At 68.5% G+C, this 17765-nt stretch carries 18 protein-coding genes and 1 pseudogene; 3 read left to right on the top strand and 16 right to left on the bottom strand.

Annotation, left to right across the window (positions count from 1 at the left end; translation table 11 throughout):
* Positions 1-40: 40 nt before the first annotated feature.
* Entirely contained in the window at positions 41-946 is a 906-nt protein-coding gene (locus tag COC42_RS11115) for a DMT family transporter (protein ID WP_245844054.1), read from the bottom strand.
* 92 nt (positions 947-1038) lie between these two features.
* Here COC42_RS11115 and COC42_RS11110 point away from each other — a divergent pair, with 92 nt between their 5' ends.
* Entirely contained in the window at positions 1039-2571 is a 1533-nt protein-coding gene (locus COC42_RS11110; protein WP_176484649.1) for a TadA family conjugal transfer-associated ATPase, read from the top strand.
* Here COC42_RS11110 and COC42_RS11105 read toward each other — a convergent pair.
* From COC42_RS11105 to COC42_RS11085, 4 genes are all read right to left on the bottom strand, one after another.
* Complete coding sequence (locus COC42_RS11105; RefSeq protein WP_141395835.1) at positions 2568-2852, bottom strand: hypothetical protein; 285 nt, start codon at positions 2850-2852, stop codon at positions 2568-2570. The two genes, COC42_RS11110 and COC42_RS11105, sit on opposite strands and share 4 nt — an antisense overlap.
* 85 nt (positions 2853-2937) lie before the next feature.
* Complete coding sequence (locus COC42_RS18095) at positions 2938-3981, bottom strand: eCIS core domain-containing protein (RefSeq protein WP_141395834.1); 1044 nt, start codon at positions 3979-3981, stop codon at positions 2938-2940.
* A gap of 225 nt (positions 3982-4206) precedes the next feature.
* Positions 4207-4341 (bottom strand): DUF2256 domain-containing protein, encoded by a 135-nt coding sequence (locus COC42_RS11090; protein WP_176484647.1) that lies wholly within the window; start codon positions 4339-4341, stop codon positions 4207-4209.
* Positions 4341-4649 carry a chorismate mutase gene (locus COC42_RS11085; RefSeq protein ID WP_096343402.1) on the bottom strand — a complete coding sequence of 103 codons (309 nt, stop codon included), beginning with the start codon at positions 4647-4649 and terminating at the stop codon, positions 4341-4343. The genes COC42_RS11090 and COC42_RS11085 overlap by 1 nt, the downstream gene beginning before the upstream one ends.
* A gap of 214 nt (positions 4650-4863) precedes the next feature.
* Between COC42_RS11085 and rpsD the strand changes: the two genes are divergently transcribed.
* A complete protein-coding gene (rpsD, locus tag COC42_RS11080; protein ID WP_096343401.1) occupies positions 4864-5478 on the top strand; it encodes a 30S ribosomal protein S4 in 615 nt (204 codons plus the stop codon).
* Between the two features lie 144 nt (positions 5479-5622).
* On the opposite strand, the gene COC42_RS11075 is transcribed toward rpsD, so the two are convergent.
* From COC42_RS11075 to COC42_RS11040, 8 genes and pseudogenes are all read right to left on the bottom strand, one after another.
* On the bottom strand, positions 5623-7599 hold the full coding sequence (locus tag COC42_RS11075) for a S9 family peptidase (protein WP_245844052.1): 1977 nt from the start codon (positions 7597-7599) through the stop codon (positions 5623-5625).
* Between the two features lie 87 nt (positions 7600-7686).
* A complete protein-coding gene (locus COC42_RS11070) occupies positions 7687-8889 on the bottom strand; it encodes a UxaA family hydrolase (RefSeq protein WP_096343400.1) in 1203 nt (400 codons plus the stop codon).
* Positions 8886-9185 carry a UxaA family hydrolase gene (locus tag COC42_RS11065; protein ID WP_096343399.1) on the bottom strand — a complete coding sequence of 100 codons (300 nt, stop codon included), beginning with the start codon at positions 9183-9185 and terminating at the stop codon, positions 8886-8888. Before COC42_RS11065 ends, COC42_RS11070 begins: the two co-directional genes overlap by 4 nt.
* Entirely contained in the window at positions 9182-10213 is a 1032-nt protein-coding gene (locus tag COC42_RS11060; protein ID WP_096343398.1) for an aldo/keto reductase, read from the bottom strand. Before COC42_RS11060 ends, COC42_RS11065 begins: the two co-directional genes overlap by 4 nt.
* A complete protein-coding gene (locus tag COC42_RS11055; RefSeq protein WP_096344150.1) occupies positions 10210-11094 on the bottom strand; it encodes an amidohydrolase family protein in 885 nt (294 codons plus the stop codon). The genes COC42_RS11060 and COC42_RS11055 overlap by 4 nt, the downstream gene beginning before the upstream one ends.
* A 4-nt stretch (positions 11095-11098) precedes the next feature.
* Positions 11099-11954: pseudogene (locus COC42_RS11050) on the bottom strand (fumarylacetoacetate hydrolase family protein).
* 18 nt (positions 11955-11972) lie between these two features.
* Positions 11973-12704, bottom strand: a complete 732-nt coding sequence (locus tag COC42_RS11045; protein ID WP_096343397.1) for an SDR family oxidoreductase — start codon at positions 12702-12704, stop codon at positions 11973-11975.
* Positions 12705-12788: 84 nt separating this feature from the next.
* Positions 12789-13571 carry an IclR family transcriptional regulator gene (locus tag COC42_RS11040; protein ID WP_245844051.1) on the bottom strand — a complete coding sequence of 261 codons (783 nt, stop codon included), beginning with the start codon at positions 13569-13571 and terminating at the stop codon, positions 12789-12791.
* A gap of 98 nt (positions 13572-13669) precedes the next feature.
* Between COC42_RS11040 and COC42_RS11035 the strand changes: the two genes are divergently transcribed.
* Entirely contained in the window at positions 13670-15061 is a 1392-nt protein-coding gene (locus COC42_RS11035) for a glycoside hydrolase family 27 protein (RefSeq protein WP_096343395.1), read from the top strand.
* A 3-nt stretch (positions 15062-15064) separates the two neighbouring features.
* Here the strand turns inward: COC42_RS11035 and COC42_RS11030 are convergent, their stop codons facing one another.
* The 3 genes from COC42_RS11030 to ligK form a co-directional block, all read right to left on the bottom strand.
* Entirely contained in the window at positions 15065-15940 is an 876-nt protein-coding gene (locus tag COC42_RS11030) for an amidohydrolase family protein (protein ID WP_176484645.1), read from the bottom strand.
* The gene (locus COC42_RS11025; protein WP_096343393.1) at positions 15937-16971 is read right to left on the bottom strand and encodes a 4-oxalomesaconate tautomerase; all 1035 of its coding nucleotides are present in this window, start codon (positions 16969-16971) and stop codon (positions 15937-15939) included. Before COC42_RS11025 ends, COC42_RS11030 begins: the two co-directional genes overlap by 4 nt.
* Positions 16972-17044: 73 nt before the next feature.
* A complete protein-coding gene (gene ligK, locus COC42_RS11020; protein WP_096343392.1) occupies positions 17045-17716 on the bottom strand; it encodes a 4-carboxy-4-hydroxy-2-oxoadipate aldolase/oxaloacetate decarboxylase in 672 nt (223 codons plus the stop codon).
* Positions 17717-17765 lie beyond the last annotated feature (49 nt).

Genomic DNA, 17765 nt, shown 5'->3' with positions numbered 1-17765 from the left:
CTCGATCGACTTCAGAATGAGCCGGGCAGCGATGCCCGGCTCATTCGGTTTCCGGCACCGTTCGTGGGCGCTGGCTATGCCACAGCCACAGGCCGCTTGTGACGACCAGTCCCGCACCGAGCAGCGCCACAGGATCGGGCCGGTCGCCGAACACCGCCGCCCCCAGCGCGAGCGCGGTCAGAAGTTGCACGTACATCGTTGGCGCGACCACGGCGGCCGAACTGCGCACCGTCGCGAGGTAGACCAGCAGATGCGCAGCGCTCGCGCTTACCCCGACCAGCGCACAGCGAACGATCACGCTCCAGCCCGGCATTCCTGCCTGCATTGGTGGCCAGCCGCTGACGTGCCCCGCTACTGCCGCCGCGACCAGGATCGGCGTGGCGAACAAGGCGACCGAATACTGCATGGCGAGTGCCGATCCGGTTCCGGCGGCGCGACGATTCAGGATCATCATGCTCGCCAGCCCCAGCGCGGCCAGAAGCGGCCAGCCGACCGCCCAGCCCATCCGCGCGACATCGGGGCGCAGGACAATCAGCACGCCCATGAACGCCAGCGCGGTCGCTCCCCAGGCCGCCCTCGGCGCGCGCTCGCCGAGGAACAGCGCAGACAGCATCGCCGTCAGCGCAGGACTGGTGAACTGGACTGCCGTCGCATTCGCGAGCGGCATCGAACGAAGCGCCATGAAGAAGCCGAAGCTGGCCACGGAGACGGCCAGCGCGCGTGCCACCTGAAGCCCGGGACGCGGCACCCGAAGCGCCCCCACCCCCTCGGTCGCGAACACGGCGATGCCGAGGCCGATCGCGCCGAACAGATAGCGCAGCGCCGCGATCGCGCTCGCGGGCCATTCGTCCACCGTCGTCTTGATGACCGCGTCACCGCACGACAGCAGCGCGAAGCCCGCCACGCCGAACAACAACCCCTGCGCGGCCCCGCCCCCGTCTCTCACCATAGATCCGCTTCGGATGTGGTTAGTCAATTGTCAAACCTTCGCGGCTAGACCCCAGCCTCTAGAAAAAGCGGGCAGACAAGGGCTTTGGCATGAGCGCATTCGGGCGGCGGAGCGGAGTGGGGGGCGGCGGTGGGCGACCGTCGTTCGGCGTCGCGCGGCCGATGCACGGGCCGGGCCGGACCGAGCCCGATCATGCCGAACAGTTCCCGCCGATCGAATCGATCCCGCTGCCCGGCGCAGGGATGGCTGCCGCGCCGGAACCCGACCTCGCCAACTCGTCGATCGCAGTCGATGCGATGCAGCGGCTTGCCGACCGTCAGGCATCCTCGGGCGACGCGGCGCAGAGCCGCACCGAGGGCTTCGAAAGCTCGATCCACCGGATCAAGGAGCAGGTGCTTCCGCGCCTCCTCGAGCGTGTCGATCCCGAAGCGGCGGCGACGCTGAGCAAGGACGAGCTCGCCGAGGAATTCCGTCCGATCATCGGCGAGGTGCTCGCCGAGCTCAAGCTGACGCTCAACCGCCGCGAGCAGTTCGCGCTGGAAAAGGTCCTGGTCGACGAGCTGCTCGGCCTTGGTCCGCTCGAGGAACTGCTGTCGGATCCCGCGGTCAGCGACATCATGGTCAACGGCCCCGAACAGACCTTCGTCGAACGCAAGGGCAAGCTCGAGCTCGCCAACATCCAGTTCCGCGACGAGGAGCATCTGTTCCAGATCGCTCAGCGCATCTGCAATTCCGTCGGCCGCCGCGTCGACCAGACGACACCGCTCGCCGACGCGCGCCTCAAGGACGGCAGCCGCGTCAACGTCATCGTGCCGCCGCTCAGCCTTCGTGGCACCGCCATCTCGATCCGTAAGTTCTCGGCGAAACCAATCACGCTCGACATGATGGCGGGCTTCGGGTCGATGAGCCAGAAGATGGCGACCGCGCTCAAGGTCGCCGGCGCGTGCCGGTTCAATATCGTCATTTCGGGCGGCACCGGCTCGGGCAAGACGACGATGCTCAATGCCCTTTCGAAGATGATCGATCCGGGCGAGCGCGTGCTGACGATCGAGGACGCGGCCGAACTGCGGCTTCAGCAGCCGCACTGGCTCCCGCTCGAAACCCGCCCTCCGAACCTCGAGGGCGTCGGCGAGATCACGATTCGCGACCTCGTCAAGAACGCACTGCGTATGCGCCCCGACCGCATCATCCTGGGCGAAATCCGCGGGTCGGAGTGTTTCGACCTGCTCGCCGCCATGAACACGGGTCACGACGGCTCGATGGCAACGCTTCACTCCAACTCCCCGCGCGAATGCCTCGCGCGTATGGAGAACATGGTGATGATGTCGGACATCAAGGTGCCGAAGGAAGCGATCAGCCGCCAGATCGCCGACTCGGTCGACCTGATCGTCCAGGTCAAGCGCCTGCGCGACGGCTCGCGCCGCGTCACCAACATCACCGAGGTGATCGGCATGGAAGGCCCGGTGATCGTCACGCAGGAACTGTTCAAGTTCGAGTATCTGGACGAGAGCGCCGACGGCAAGATCATCGGCGAGTACCGCTCGATGGGCCTTCGCCCCTACACGCTCGACAAGGCCAAGCAGTTCGGCTTCGACCAGGCGCTGTTGGAGGCGTGTCTTTAAGCCGTGAACACCTTGCTCGCCGTGAAGCCATTACCCATCAGCTCGACGCGGTAGCGCTGACCTGCCTTCAACGCCGGCGGCGCTTCCGCACTGAACCCTGTGGGGTTCGCCATCAGCCACACCTCACGCACGCACGGCGTCGCTTCCATCCCCCGCGTCGCGTCCCACAGCTGCTTGGGTTTCTCCGCCTCGGCATAGAGGTAGACGTCTTGGATGCACGCATCGAACCCGCCATTGATGGGAATCGCCGCAAACACCGTTCCCGCCGCGCCCCGACGCACCTCGACCTCCACCCCCTGAGTACACCCCGCGAGCGCGAAGAATAACGCGAGCGCGACCCTCTGACACGGTCCTGACGCCGCTCGCTTACAGGCCATATATACCAGTACCCTCCAGTCGCCGCTCCAGATCGGCAATCTTGGCCTGACGGGCAGGATTGGTCGAGTGGCGGATTTGAGCATAATCGCCAACCATCTGCGCCTGCCCTTCCAGCGTCTCGGTATCGAACACCGTGTCGCGCGAGGCATAGTCGTACATCTTGTCGGCATCGCCGCCCGCCTCGGCGAACTCGCGGGCATAGCGCGCGGTGAAGCTGCCATAGCCGAGCGTCTCATACTGCAGGACGTGCGTCAGCTCGTGGTTGAGCAGCTTGCGGTCCTCCGCGCTCGCAGTGAAGTCGGTCGAGAAATGGCCGGGCTTGAAATAGACGGTGTCGCCGACGGTGATCGCCGGGTTGCCGTTGGCGAACGCCGCGCGGGCGATCGGCGAGTTGCCGGGGCCATCGACGAAGCGAACCTCGCTCAGGTCGATCCGATCGCCGAACGCCTGCTCGACGAACGCCTGCTCGGCGGGGGTGAGTTCGCGCGCCTTGTCGCCGCGCATCGAGTCGGCGAGGCGGTCGGCGACCTCGTGTGGCAGCTCGGCAAGCCTCTCGCGCACCGCATCGGCGCCGCGCTGGAGCAGGTCGAGCGGATTTGGGATGTCGGGCAGGAAGGGCAGATCGGGGAGCGACGGCAAGCCCGGAAACGAGGGCAGGCCGGGCAGCGACGGCAGGTCGGGGAGATCGGGCAGCGACGGCAAGCTGGGCACCGAGGGCAGCCCCGGAAAATCGAAGGGCACGCCGGGCAGCGAGGGCAGATCCGGCAGATCGGGGAGCCCCGGAATACCCGGAATGTCGAAATCGAACGCCGCGAACGATGCCGCGGCGGGCGCAGTCCGCGCGAGCACGCCCTGCTCGACGGGCGAGAGCGTCGCCGCCGCGCTGCGATAGGCTGACGCCGCCCCCGCGGGATCGATCATCGCCTGCGCCTGCAAGGCTTGGCCGAGGCTCGGCAGCTCGGGCGGCGGCGCGGCCCGGTCGAGCGCGTTCACCGCCGTCGGCGTCGTCCGGTTGATCTCCGATGCCAGCACGCAAGCCTCCTCACCAAACAGGCCAAGAGGATAGGACGGCGGCGGCGACGCTTCGATAGTCGGATCGACTAGGTGCGATCGAAGTCAACCCGATCCGCGGTCTCGAGTAGGTGCCGAGCGAAGTCGAGAGCCCGTATCGAGAGAGGGCGGCGACCCCTCGATACACCGTCTCGACAGGCTCGACGACTAGTCAGGGCAAACGGATATGCCACGCGCGACGCGTGACTATCGCTTCTGCCGGCAGCGGTCGGAGCAGAACTTCACCTGCTCCCAGTCGCGCGCCCATTTCTTGCGCCACGCGAACGGCCGGCCGCATGCCTCGCAGATCTTGGTGGGCAGATGGGGCTTCTTGTGCACCATCAGGCGCGCCGCCGCTCCCATTCGGCGAGTTCGTAGGCGATCGAAGCCTCGACCAGCGTCTCCCACATCGCACCGACCGCGTCCGCCGGGATGCGCGCCGCGCGCGCCGCGGCGACGGCATTGCCGATGACCTCGGCCTTGCGCGCCTCGTCGCGGACGTGGCCGCGCTCGGGCTTGATGCGTGCGGCGGCGCGCATATAGGCGAAGCGGCGCGCGATGAGCGCCACCAGCTCGGCATCGAGCGCGTCGACGGCAGTGCGCACCTCTGCCATGGTCGAGCAATTATCGGGGTCGCGAAGCGGTGACATGGCCCCGGCTTAGCCGCCGGAGAAGCCGCCGTCACGCTTGACTCCGCCGCCCCGCCGCGCTAGCCGCGCGCCTTCGCAACAGGCCCCGCACCCCGGTGAAGCGGCGGCCGCGACGTATCTGCGTCGGGCGATGACCGGGATCGCGATCATGTTCGGTTTGCCGCTCCGGCCTTCCGCCCAGGGTCAACGTCGTTGGCAATTGCAAGGAAATACCATGTCGAAGCGCTCCAGCGCCAAGTACAAGCTCGACCGTCGTCTCGGCGAGAATATCTGGGGTCGTCCCAAGAGCCCGGTGAACAAGCGCGAATACGGCCCCGGCCAGCACGGCCAGCGCCGCAAGGGCAAGATGTCGGACTTCGGCATCCAGCTGCGCGCCAAGCAGAAGCTCAAGGGCTATTACGGCGACGTCACCGAGAAGCAGTTCAAGAAGGCCTATGAAGAAGCGTCGCGCATGAAGGGCGACACCAGCCAGAACCTGATCGGCCTGCTCGAGCAGCGTCTGGACGCGGTCGTCTATCGCGCCAAGTTCGCGCCCACCATCTGGTCGGCACGCCAGATCGTCAACCACGGCCACATCCGCGTCAACGGCGTGAAGTGCAACATTGCCTCGCGCCGGGTGAAGCCGGGCGACGTGATCTCGCTGGGCGACAAGGCCAAGGAAATGGCGCTGGTGCTCGAGGCGCAGAGCCTGTCGGAGCGCGACATTCCCGATTACGTGGCACCCGACGGCAACGCCGCGGTGACCTTCACGCGCGTCCCCACGCTCGACGAAGTGCCCTATCCGGTGAAGATGGAGCCGAACCTGGTGGTCGAGTTCTACTCGCGTTGATGCGATGGGCTCAGCGCGGCTGAGCCCAAGCGAACCATCAATGCGAGCGGCCGGCCTCGCTCAAGCGAGGACCGACGACGCGGCTCCGCCGCGGCGCTCACGAAAAAAGGGGCGGCATCCTCCGGGACGCCGCCTCTTTTCGCGTCACTTGCCGGGCATTGACGCGGCGAGGAACGCGCTCGCCTTGCCCAGCATCGCCGTGCGCGCGCTGCCGTCCTCCAGATAATGGTCGAGCCCCTCGTACACGACGAGCTCGCTCCGCTTGCCCGCGCCGGCAAGCTTCGACTGCATCGCTTTGGCATGGGCGACGCTGACGTTGCGGTCGAGATCGCCGTGGAACATCAGCACGGGCGCCTTGAACCGGTCGGGATAGCGTGCGGGCGAACCCTCGATCAGGTGCGGACCGCTGCCGATGAAATCGCGCATGATCCTGTAGTTAGAGAACATCTCGCCCTCCCCGCGCAGCCGCGACAGGTCGGTGACGGGGGCGACGGCGACGATCGCCTTGAACAGGTCGGGATCGACCACCGCCGACTGGAGCGCGGCATAGCCGCCATAGGACCAACCGAACACGCCCAGCCGGCCGGCATCTGCCCCTTCGGCGACCAGCCACTTGCCCGCATCGTTGACGTCGCCGATCGCGGTCCTCCAACCCTTGAAGCCGTTCTTCTGGAACCAGGCATCGCCATAGCCGGTCGAGCCGCGGAAATTGGGCTGGAGCACGGCATAGCCCTTGGCGGCGAAGAACTGCGCCAGCCAGTCGAAGCCCCATTCGTCGCGCGCGCCCGGCCCGCCATGCGGCATCACCAGCGCGGGCAGGCCGCGGACGCTGTCCTTGCCCGGCGGCAGCGTCAGATAGCCGGGAATCCTGGTCCCATCGGCGGCGGGATAGGTGACGGGCTTCATCGCCGCGAGCTTCACCTCCCCCAACTGCGGGCGATCGTCGAGCAACGCCTCCAGCTTGCGTGCCCTGCGATCGAACAGAAAGTAGCGGCCCGGACTGGCGTCCGCCCCCGCCCAGAGGAGCATCAGATTCTCGTCCTCGCTCGAATCGATGAAGCGGATCAGCGGGGTCGCGGGCAGCGCCTTGGCGAGGCTCGCCGCCAGCTTTTCAAGCGCGGGGTCAAAATATTTCACCTGCCGGCGGTCGGTGACGTAGCTGACGCCGACGATCCGCCCGCGCCGGCCGATCCGTTCAAAGCCCGACACATCGACTTCGGGATGCGCGAAGACCAACGTCTCCTTGCCCGAACCGTCGAGCGCCATCGTATACGCCGCGATCCGCCCGTCATTCCGCCTGAGGCCATAGGCCAGGTTCGCCGCGCCATCGACGCCGTAGGGATCGAAGCCCGCACCATCCGGCGTGGTCTCGCTGAGCGGCAGCCAGCCATTCTCGCCGGGCTTGCGATAGAAATACTGGCGCCCCGGCCGGTCATATCCGCTGGCATTGTCGACCACCGCGCGGCCGATCACGCGGATGCGACCCTGACCGTCGCTATAATATTCCCGCGCGGCCGGATCGACGCGCTCGACCGGCGAGGCCTTCAGGCTGACGGTATCGACCCGATCGATGCGATAGCCGCCGGTGCGCTCGCCGATCATCGATCCGCTCTCGATCGTCTCGAGCTGCTGACGCATCATCAGCACGCTGTTCTCGATCCCGGGGTTCCAGTCGATGACGGCGCCGCTCGACAGCGCCACGCCGAAGCCGCGCGGCATCGGCATCCCCTTCACCCGCTTGCCGTCGGCATCGAGCGCGACGATCCGCGAGCTGTACGCGATCTCGTTGTCCACCCGCACGATGCCGTAGATCGTGCACATCAGCCGCGTGTTGCCCACCCATCGACAGTTCGACAGTCGTTCGGGCTTGCCGTCAGCGGCCGCGATCCCGACGGGCTTGGCATCGGGCTGCGTGAGATCGAGCGTCATGATCGCCGATCCCTGTCCGCCATTGGGCCGCAGGAAGGCGAGCTTGGTACCGTCCGGCGACAGGCTCGCCTGCTCGACATCCTCGCGCGCGCCGAAGGCGGCGGCGAGCGGATCGACCTGCGCATCGGCCGCACCCGCGCCCATGACGAGCGCGGCCGCCGCGGCCGCGCGCATCCATTCCGTCGAAAGCATAACCCCCTGCCCCGCCTTTCAATTCCCCACCTCGATCAGTATTTCACACGTCGGGTGCGGCTGCCAAGCGGCGCGGCAGCCGCCCGCTCAGGCGACGCGTGGCAGGCAGGCGGGGCCGGCGGGCATCGACGCCTTGTAGGTCAGGACGAACTCCTGATGACCAAGCGCCTCCGACTTGGTCTGCGCGCCCGCCGCGACACCCTCGATCAGCGCGACGATCTCCGCCCCCACCTCGTCGAGCGTCGCCTCGCCCGTCAGGATGCGGCCGGCATTCACGTCCATGTCGTCGGCCATGCGCGCGTAGGTATCGGGGTTGGCGCACACCTTGATGACCGGCGAGATGGCCGAGCCGACCACCGAGCCCCGCCCCGTCACGAACAGGTTGATGTGCGCGCCGCACGCGATCAGCTCGCCGATCTCGGCATTGTCGACGATGTTGGGAAAGCCGAACTTGGGGGCGCCCAGCGGCACCACGTCGAGCAGGTAGAGGCCGGGTCCGGGCGCCTGCTCGGCCGGGCGGATGACCCCGGCGATCGCGCGGCTGCCCGACTTGGCATAGGCGCCGGCGGACTTCTCCTCCTGGCTGGTCAGCCCGCCCTCGGCATTGCCAGGCGAGAAGCTGCCATAGCCCATCGCGCGATAATAGCGCTCGGCCTGCTGGACCGAGGCGACCAGCGCGTCGGCGACCTCGGGACTGGCGGCGCGTTCGGCCATATGGCCCTCGCACCCGATCATCTCGCCCGTTTCCTCGAACAGACAGACCGCGCCCGCATCGACCAACGTGTCGAAGGCGCGGCCGACCGCGGGATTGCCGGTGATGCCGCTCGTCCCGTCCGACCCGCCGCAGATCGTGCCGATCACCAGCTCCGACCGGAGCATCGGCACGCGCACCGCGCGCCGATCCGCCTCGTCCTGCACGCGGGCGACCGCCGCTAGGCCCGCCTCGATCGAGGCGCGGGTGCCGCCCGCCTGCTGGATCACGACCGTCTCGACCGGCCGCCCCGCCTCGCGCGCGCTCGCCGCCAGCGCCTCGCGGTTGAAGCTCTCGCAGCCGAGCGACATCAGGACCACGCCGCCGACATTGGGATGCGTCGTCAGCGCCTTCATCATCGCCAGCGCATAATCGTTGGGATAACAGCCGGGAAAGCCGATCAGCTGGACGCGCGGATCGTCCATCCGATCGACGATCCGCCGCGCGACGTGATGCGCGCACTCGACGAGGTAGACGACGAGGATCGCGTCGCGAATGCCCTTGCGCCCGTCAGGGCGCAGCCAGCCCTGCCAGCTCATGCATGATCTCCGGCGGCGTCGCGCAGATGGGCGGGCATATAATCGCTCTTCATATTGTGAAGGTGGATCCACGCGCCGGCATCGGCGGCCTCTGTCATTGAGCCGATCGGCATGCCGTACTTCAGCACCTTGTCCCCCGCCGCCAGCGGGGTGAGGGCGAGCTTATGGCCAAGCTCGACGCGCTCGGTCACGGCAAGCGTGTGGCCGTCGACGGTGAAGCGCTCGCCCGGTTCGACGGTGCGGCAGCAGACGACGACATTGTCCGCGGGCGACAGGCGAATGGCGATCGCGCTCATCGCGCATCCCCCGGCACCGGCGCGTCGGGGCGGATCAGATGCCCTTCGCGCAGGTCGGCCCAGAAGCCGGGCGAGATCGCTTCGTCATAGAGCGCGACGGTCTGCGCGACACGCGCAGGGCTGCCGATGCCGGGAATGACGCTCGCTACCTGGGAATGCGCGAGGACGAACTGAAGCGCGGCGGCGGCCAACGTGACGCCGTGGCGCTCGGCCAGCACCTCGATCGCGCGGACCTTTTCCACCACCTCGGCCGGGGCGGGGCCATAGTCGTAATGGAGCGTCCCGCCCGCGCGCGTGCCGGTCGCGAGGATGCCGCTGTTATAGGGGCCGCCGATGACGATCGAGGTGCCCGCCGCCGCGCATCGCGGCAGCAGCGCGTCGAGCGCGTCCTGTTCGAGCAGCGTGTAGCGACCGGCGAGCAGGATCGCGTCGAGCCGCGCCTCGCCCATCGCATCGAGGCAGACGTCGATTTCGTTGACGCCGAGGCCGAAACCCCGGATCGCCCCTTCGTCGCGAAGCCGCTCGAGCGCGCGAAATCCGCCGCCCGCAGTCAGTTGCTGCCAATAGCCGTCGTTGGCATCGCCATGCGTGTAGCGGCCGATATCGTGGACGTAGAGCAGGTCGATCGTCGCCAGCCCCAGCCGCTGGAGGCTGTGCTCGACGCTGCGGAAGATGCCGTCGGCGCTGTAGTCGTAGCGCATCCGGAACGGCATCGGCGAGCGGAAGCCGTCGCGCTCGGCATCGTCGGTGATGGCGGGATCGGGGTCCATCAGCCGCCCGACCTTGGTCGAGAGGACGACGTCCGGCTGCTGACGCAACGCATCGCCGACGCGCCGCTCGCTGAGCCCGCGCCCGTAATGCGGCGCCGTATCGACATATCGGAGCCCGGCCGCCAGTCCCGCGGCGAGCGTCGCGCGGGCATGTTCGTCATCGACCGGACGATAGAGATTGCCGATCGACGCGGCGCCCATCCCGAGCTCGGGCACCACGAGCCCCGTCGATCCGATGGGGCGGCTGCGGATGGTCATAGGGTCAGTCCCAGTCGGTAGAAGCGATTGGCGTTGCCGCCCCACATCGCCGCCCGCTCGTCGTCCGAAAAACCGGCGAGGAGGCGCTCATAGGCGCCGAGGGTCGTGTCGAGGCCGGCGAACAGGCGGTCGGTGGGGAAGTTGGTGGCGACCATGACGCGGTCGGTGCCGAAGCAGTCGATCACCTCGAGCACGATGTCGCGGAAGGCCTGAGGGTCGAAGGGGCTGGCGACGAAGCCCGCGCCCGACAGCTTGATCTGCACCTGCCGCATCGCCGCAAGCGCGGTGACGCCCGCGCGCCACCCCTCGAGCCCGTCGGCGGGGATCGGCAGCGCGAGGTGGTTGACCGCGACCGGCACGTCGGGATGGCGCGCGGCGATCTCGACAAGGCCCGCGAGCTGCGGCGGGAAGCCGTGAAAGTCGTAGCTGAGGCCGTGCCGCGCCAGCAGCGCGAAGCCGCGCCGCCACGCCGGATCGACGGTCAGGTCGCGGTCATAGGCGCGGCGGCCCGCATCGGCCGGGTGCCAGTTGACCAGGTGACGCACCCCGCGAACGAGCGGGTTGGACGCCTGCCATTCGAGATCGGCCTCCGCCTCGGGCCGCTCCAGCGCGACGCGCGCGACGATCGCGTTCGGCAGGCCGTCGCACGCCGCCACCGCTTCGAGCCACTCGGTCTCTGCCCGGCCGTCATCGGGATGCGCGCCCGCATCGACATGGACCGCGCCGACCAAGTTCCACGCCGCCGTCTCGCGCCGGTAATCGTCGATGCGATAGGTCGCGGCAATCGAAGCGTTGGCCGGGTCCTCGAGCCACGGATAGCGCAGCCGCTCGCGATCCCAGAGATGGAAATGCGCATCGACGAAGGGCGGCCGCACCGGCATCGCTTCAGGCCGCATCCCCGGCGGCGACGAAGGTCTGGCGCTGCTCGCCAAGCTTCTCGATGCCGAGCGTTACGACGTCGCCGGGCTTCAGGTACCAGGGCTCGGGCTTCTGACCCATGCCGACGCCCGGCGGCGTGCCTGTGGTGATGATGTCGCCCGGCTCGAGCAGCATGATGCGCGAGCAATAGGCGACGATCGCCGCCACGCCGAAGATCATCGTCCGCGTGCTGCCGTCCTGCACCCGCCGCCCGTTGACGTCGAGCCACATCGACAGCGCCTGCGCGTCGCCCACCTCGTCGGGCGTGACGAGCCACGGCCCCACCGGGCCGAAGGTCGGAAAGCCCTTGCCCTTGTCCCACGTCATGCCGCGTTCGAGCTGCCAGTGGCGCTCCGACACGTCGTTGACGGTGACGTAGCCGGCGACGTGATCGAGCGCGTCCGCCTCGGCAATCCCATGCCCGCCGCGGCCGATCACCACGCCGAGCTCGACTTCCCAGTCGGTCTTGGTCGATCCCGCGGGGATGACGACGGGATCGTTCGGCCCCTGAAGACAGCTGACCCATTTATTGAAGACCACCGGCTCGACGGGCACCGGCAGGTTCGATTCGGCCGCATGGTCGGCATAGTTGAGGCCGATCGCGATGAACTTGCGCGTCCCCGCGACGGGCACGCCGTAGCGCGGCTCGCCCTCGACCAGCGGCAGGCGCTCGGGATCGAGCGTGCCGAGCGCCGACAGGCCCGTGGCGAGCAGCATACCGTCGATCTCGGCGACATGATCCGACAGGTCGCGGATGCGGCCGGCGGCGTCGATCAGGCCCGGCTTCTCGGCGCCGGGGGGGGCCGTAACGGCACAGTTTCATCGTCTCGTCCTCATGGATTCAGGCCGCGCACCAGCCGCCGTCGATGACGTGCAGCTGCCCGGTGGTGTAGGCGCTCTCGTCGCTCGCCAGATAGAGCGCGAGCTGCGCGATCTCCTCGGCGGTGCCGATCCGGCCCATCGGCTGGCGCGCGACGAACGCCTGCCGCGCTGCCTCGGCGTCCCCGGTCGCGGCCAGCCGCTCGTCGAGGCTGGGCGACTGCACCGTGCCGGGGCAGATCGCGTTGCAGCGGATGCCCTGCGCCACATAGTCGACCGCGATCGAGCGGGTGATCCCTGCGACTGCCGCCTTGCTGGCGCAATAGGCGAAGCGGTTGGGAACGCCGATCACCGGCCCGGCGACCGACGCCATGTTGACGATCGACCCGCCGCCGCCGGCGATCATCGCGGGCAGCAGCGCCGTCACCAGATGGGTGATCGCGTGGACGTTGAGGTCGAAGGACAGGCGATAGCCGACGTCGCTGGTGCCCAGCAGCGCCCCGGTGTCGACATAGCCGGCGCAGTTGAACAGCACGTCCACCGCCCCGACGCGCGCGCCGAGCGCCGCGATCGCCGCGGGATCGGTCAAATCGACGATCTCTGTCGTACAGCCGGCGAGGGTCGCGAGCGTCGCGGCGTTGCGATCGACGGCGATCACCGCCGCGCCCTCGCGCACGAACAGCTCGGCGGCGGCGCGGCCGATGCCCTGGCCGGCACCCGTCACCAATGCTCGCCTGCCGCTCAGCCTCGCCATCCCATCCTCGTCCCCGCCGTGCCCGGCACGACCGGACTAGGCCGAATTCTTCTCGCTCGTCAAATCTTATTCATCCAAGAAAATTCATACCCGGCTGTCACTGCCCGTCAGGCTTTCGGAGATTGCCTGCGCCGCCTCGACCAGCCGCGTCGCGGCCGCCGCCATCGAAACGCTTTGCGTCCGCATCTCGACGAACGGAATGGTCAGCGCCGCGGCGGCACGGTCGCCGCGCATCACCGGCGCGGACAGGTCGGTGATGCCGTTGGTGAAGGCACTGGGCAGCGCCGCATGGCCGGCCGCATGGACTTCGCTCGCGCGGCGGCGGAAATCGGCGAGCCCGCTTCCCGACAGGCGCGGGCTGAAGCTGGCTTCCCACTCGGCCTGGATCGCCGGTGGCTGAAAGGCATAGAGGACCATGCCCGATCCGGTCAGGTGGAGCGGCTGGCGATAGCCGAGCCGCACCGAGAAGCCGAGCCGCTGGCGCGATTCCATCCGGGCGATCACCACCATCTCGCTGCCTGAGATAAGGCCGAGATGGCACGACTGCTCGGTGTCGTTGGCGAGGCGCCGCATCGCGGGCAGCGCCACCTCGACCAGGTTGCGCAGCGGTGGGCGCTCCATGCCGATCTGGAGCAGCTTGGGCGTCAGCACATAGCCCTCTCGGCTCTGCGCGACGAAGCCGTGGGTCTGCAGCACCTGGAGCAGCCGGAACAGCTCGCCGCTCGATTTGCCCATCTGCTGGACGATCGCGGTCAGCGTCAGCGGGTCCTCCTGCTGCGCGAGGAAGGTCAGGATCTCCAGCCCCTTCTCGAGCGCGGGCGCGCGATAGGTCGTTGATTTCGCCTGTTTGCTGTCGTCGCCGGCCAAGCGGCCCTCCCCCGTCATCGCGGCGCCACGACGCCGTCGCCGGCTTGCAATTTGCACATACGAGAATAGTCCTGCCAGCGAAAACAAGATCGAAGGGGATGATGATGGATCGCACGAGGATCAGCCGACGCGCCGCGCTCACGGGGGCAGCGGCGGCAGGCGCGGCGATGGCCGGTTCGATCGCGCTCCCTGCCGAAGCCGCCGGCCAGTCGCGCCGGCCCGCCCGAAGGTCGGGGGCGCTGCTCGCGCCGCGCCCGCCGATGGGCTGGAACAGCTGGAACAGCTTCGCGACGACGATCACCGAGGCGCAGGCACGCGAGACCGCGACCATCATGCGCGACAAGCTGCTGCCCTTCGGCTACGACGTCTTCACCATCGACATCCAGTGGTATGAACCCGCCGCGTCGAGCTATACCTACAACAAGGATCCGATCCCGGCGATGGATGGCCATGGCCGGCTGATCCCCGCGCCCAACCGCTTTCCGTCGAGCGCCGACGGATCGGGTTTCACCCGCCTCGCCGCCGAGGTCCACGGCATGGGGATGCGCTTCGGCATCCACCTGATGCGCGGCATCCCGCGCCTTGCAGTCAGGCGCAACCTGCCGATCCTCGGCACCCGCTATCGAGCGCAGGACATCGCCGACACGTCGAGCATCTGCCCGTGGAACCCCGACATGTACGGCGTCGACATGACCCGACCGGGCGCGCAGGCTTATTATGACAGCGTCTTCCGCCTCTACGCCGGCTGGGGCGTCGATTTCGTCAAGATGGACGATATGAGCCGCCCCTATGACGCGCACGCGCCCGAGATCGAGGCGGCGCACCGCGCCATACAGAACAGCGGCCGGCCGATGGTCCTCAGCCTGTCGCCCGGCGAGACGCCGGTGATCCGCGGCGACCATGTCCGCGAATATGCACAGATGTGGCGGATCAGCGACGATTTCTGGGACGAATGGCCGATGCTGAAGGCCCAGTTCGTCCGGCTGGAGAACTGGAACCCGTGGCGGCGGCCGGGCGCGTGGCCCGATGCCGACATGCTGCCGCTCGGCCGGCTGGCGCTCGGCGCGCGCGACACGCGCTTCACCCCCGACGAGCAGCGCACGGTGATGACACTCTGGTCGATCGCGCGCTCGCCGCTCATCATGGGCGGCGACCTTCGCCACCTCGACGCGAAGACGCTGGCGCTGCTCACCAACCGCGCGGTGCTGGCGGTCAATCAGGCCTCGACCGACAACCGCCCGCATTTCGTCGAGGACGACACGCATATCTGGTCGGCCCGGCCCGAGGGCGCGCCGAACGAGCGCTACCTCGCGCTGTTCAACGTCGGCGACAAGCCAAAGTCGGTCGGCCTCGCGCTGTCGGCACTGGGGCTCAGCGGCGCGGTCCGAGCCACCGACCTGTGGTCGGGGCGCAGCCTCGGCCGAGTGGAGGGTCGGCTGGTGGAGACGCTGCCGCCGCACGGGGCGGGCCTTTACCACCTCAAGGCATAAGGCTCAGTCGGCCCAATAGAGCCGCATCGGGTTGTCGACGAGCATCGCCTGCTGCAGTTCGGGCGTCGGGGCGATGCGCGGAATAATATCGACCAACGCGCCGTCGTCGGGCACCCGATCCTGCATATTGGGGTGCGGCCAGTCGGTGCCCCACAGCACGCGGTCCGGGTAATCGGCGACGAGCGGCGCGACCGCCGCGGCGAACGCCTCCCAGGGCGGCCCAGCGGGGTCGAGCCGGTCGGGGCACGTCGCCTTAAACCAGATATCCTCGCGCGTATCGAGCAGCGCGCGAAAGGCCCGCATGTCGGCGCCGTCCGGCCCCTGGGTCACGTCGGGGCGACCCATGTGATCGACGACGATCAGTGTCGGGATCGCATCGAGGAAGGGGCGCAGCTCGTCGAGGATGTCGGCCTCGAAATAGATGACGACATGCCAGCCGAGCGGCTGGATGCGGCGCGCGACCTCGAGGAACTTGTCCTTGGGCGCGTCGTCGACCAGCCGCTTGAGGAAATTGAAGCGAACGCCGCGAATGCCGCCCGCATGCAGCGCCTCTAGCTCGGCATCGGTGATCGCGGGATCGACCACCGCCACGCCCCGCGCACGCCCGTTCGAGACGGCGATGGCATTCAGCGTCGCGGCATTGTCGGTCCCGTGGCAGCTCGCCTGGACGATGACGTTGCGCGCGAAGCCCAGATGGTCGCGCAGGCCGAACAGCATCTCCGGCCCGGCGTCGGCGGGCAGATATTTGGCCTTGGGCGAGAAGGGGAAACGGTCGGCGGGGCCGAAGACGTGGCAATGCGCATCGACCGCGCCGGGCGGCGGGGCATAGCGCGGGGCGGAAGGGTCCGGATGCCAGCTGACGATGCGATCCGTGCTCACGCGAATATCTCTCCATCCATCAGCTTGCGCGCGGTGCGAAGCAGTGCCGCGGTTGCCACCTGCCCCTCCCCGTCGAGTTCGATGACGACGCTCATCTCGCCGGTCGGATGCTCGACCGAGAGCGTGCGGCGCCGCCCCTCACCGACCTGAGCCACCTCGGCGGCGGGCGTGCCGGGCAACAGGCAGGCCGTCGCCACGCTGACCGCGCCCAGCACGCCGATCGTCGCGTGCGCGCGGTGCGGGATGAAGCTCCTCACTGTCACCGCGCCGCCGTGCCGGGGCGGGGCGACGAGCATCATCTTGGGTATCGACTTGTCGGTCACGTCGCCGAGGTTCATCGCCTCGCCCACCGCCAGCCGGATCGCCTCGATCCGCGCCTTGAGCGGCTCGTCGGCGTCGAGCGTGTCGCGGTCCTCATAACCGGTGACGCCGACATCCTCGGCCTTCATGACGACGCACGGCATGCCATTGTCGATCAGGGTCACGCGCACGCCCTCGACCTCGTCCACCGCATTCCCGCTCGGGAGGAGCGCACCGCAGGTCGAGCCGGCGGTGTCGCGGAACTCGAGCGGCACGGGCGCGGCGGTCCCCGGCACGCCGTCGATCGCCGCGTCCCCGGCATAGGTGACGCGGCAGCCCGGCGTCTGCACCGTGGCGACGGCGATCTGGCCGGTATTCTCCATGAAGATGCCGACGCGCGTTTCGCCCTCCTCGGCCTCGACCAACCCGCGCTCGATCGCAAAAGGACCGATGCCGGCAAGGATGTTGCCGCAATTCTGCTGGTCGGTGACGACCGCCTTGTCGACGAAGACCTGGAGGAACAGGTAGTCGACATCCACGCCCTCGCGCTCGGACCTCGACACCACCGCGACCTTCGAGGTCAGCGGATCGGCGCCGCCCATCCCGTCGATTTGGCGCGGATCGGGCGAGCCCATGATGCGGAGGAGAAAGGCGTCGCGCGTGGCGGTGTCGGCGGGCAGGTCGTCCTTGAGGAAATAGCCCCCCTTCGACGTGCCCCCGCGCATCCACATGCAGCGGATCGCCTCTGGTTGGCCGCCCCCTTCGGGCGGAAAACCGGTTCCCGCTTTTCCTGAAGGGGCGGCGTCAGACATACTTCAGGCCCATCGCCTCGAGCTTCCCGCGCATGTCGTAGATGTCGAGGCCGAGTTCGCCCGCCGCCAGCCTGACCCGCTTGGCCTCTTCCGCCGCCTCGCGCGCCTGCGCCTTCTCAAGCACCGTGGCCGCATCGACGCGCGGCACCACGCACACGCCGTCGTCGTCGGCAACGATGACATCGCCGGGGTTCACCAGCGCGTTCGCCGCGACGACCGACACGTTGACCGAACCGAGCGTGGCCTTGACCGTCCCCTGCGCATGCACCGCCTTCGACCAGACGGGGAAGCCCATCGCTGCGAGGTCGCGCACGTCGCGTACGCCCGCGTCGATGACGAGGCCCCGGCACCCGCGCGCCATCGCCGAAGTGGCGAGGAGGTCGCCGAAATAGCCGTCGGTGCAGGGGCTGGTGGGCGCGAGCACGAGGATGTCGCCCTCGCGCAATTGCTCGATCGCGACGTGCACCATCCAGTTGTCGCCCGGCGGAGCCGATATCGTCACCGCCGACCCGGCGATCCGCGCACCCGGATAGATCGGGCGCATGTGCGGCGCCATCAGCCCGGTGCGGCCCTGCGCCTCGTGCACTGTCGCCACGCCCGCGGCGGCGAGGCCGTCGATCACCGACAGATCTGCGCGCTCGATGTTCTGCACGACGATGCCCATCCGATCCGCTCCTGTCCCAAGTTTCGTGCATCCGTCCTGCCTCTGGCCC

The sequence above is a fragment of the Sphingomonas spermidinifaciens genome (genome assembly GCF_002351485.1).
GTDB classification, from domain to species: Bacteria; Pseudomonadota; Alphaproteobacteria; order Sphingomonadales; family Sphingomonadaceae; genus Sphingomonas; species Sphingomonas spermidinifaciens.
This window is presented reverse-complemented; position numbering and strand designations above follow the sequence as displayed.

Bases quoted from the DNA above. Each gene is read 5' to 3' on its own strand.
- COC42_RS11055 (WP_096344150.1), bottom strand. From the start codon at position 11,094: ATGCCGGTGCGGCCGCCCTTCGTCGATGCGCATTTCCATCTCTGGGAT.
- COC42_RS11085 (WP_096343402.1), bottom strand. From the start codon at position 4,649: ATGTCACCGCTTCGCGACCCCGATAATTGCTCGACCATGGCAGAGGTG.
- rpsD (WP_096343401.1), top strand. From the start codon at position 4,864: ATGTCGAAGCGCTCCAGCGCCAAGTACAAGCTCGACCGTCGTCTCGGC.
- COC42_RS11075 (WP_245844052.1), bottom strand. From the start codon at position 7,599: ATGCTTTCGACGGAATGGATGCGCGCGGCCGCGGCGGCCGCGCTCGTC.
- COC42_RS11060 (WP_096343398.1), bottom strand. From the start codon at position 10,213: ATGACCATCCGCAGCCGCCCCATCGGATCGACGGGGCTCGTGGTGCCC.
- COC42_RS11065 (WP_096343399.1), bottom strand. From the start codon at position 9,185: ATGAGCGCGATCGCCATTCGCCTGTCGCCCGCGGACAATGTCGTCGTC.
- COC42_RS11035 (WP_096343395.1), top strand. From the start codon at position 13,670: ATGATGATGGATCGCACGAGGATCAGCCGACGCGCCGCGCTCACGGGG.
- COC42_RS11090 (WP_176484647.1), bottom strand. From the start codon at position 4,341: ATGGTGCACAAGAAGCCCCATCTGCCCACCAAGATCTGCGAGGCATGC.
- COC42_RS11070 (WP_096343400.1), bottom strand. From the start codon at position 8,889: ATGAGCTGGCAGGGCTGGCTGCGCCCTGACGGGCGCAAGGGCATTCGC.
- COC42_RS11110 (WP_176484649.1), top strand. From the start codon at position 1,039: ATGAGCGCATTCGGGCGGCGGAGCGGAGTGGGGGGCGGCGGTGGGCGA.
- ligK (WP_096343392.1), bottom strand. From the start codon at position 17,716: ATGGGCATCGTCGTGCAGAACATCGAGCGCGCAGATCTGTCGGTGATC.
- COC42_RS11025 (WP_096343393.1), bottom strand. From the start codon at position 16,971: ATGTGGATGCGCGGGGGCACGTCGAAGGGGGGCTATTTCCTCAAGGAC.
- COC42_RS11045 (WP_096343397.1), bottom strand. From the start codon at position 12,704: ATGGCGAGGCTGAGCGGCAGGCGAGCATTGGTGACGGGTGCCGGCCAG.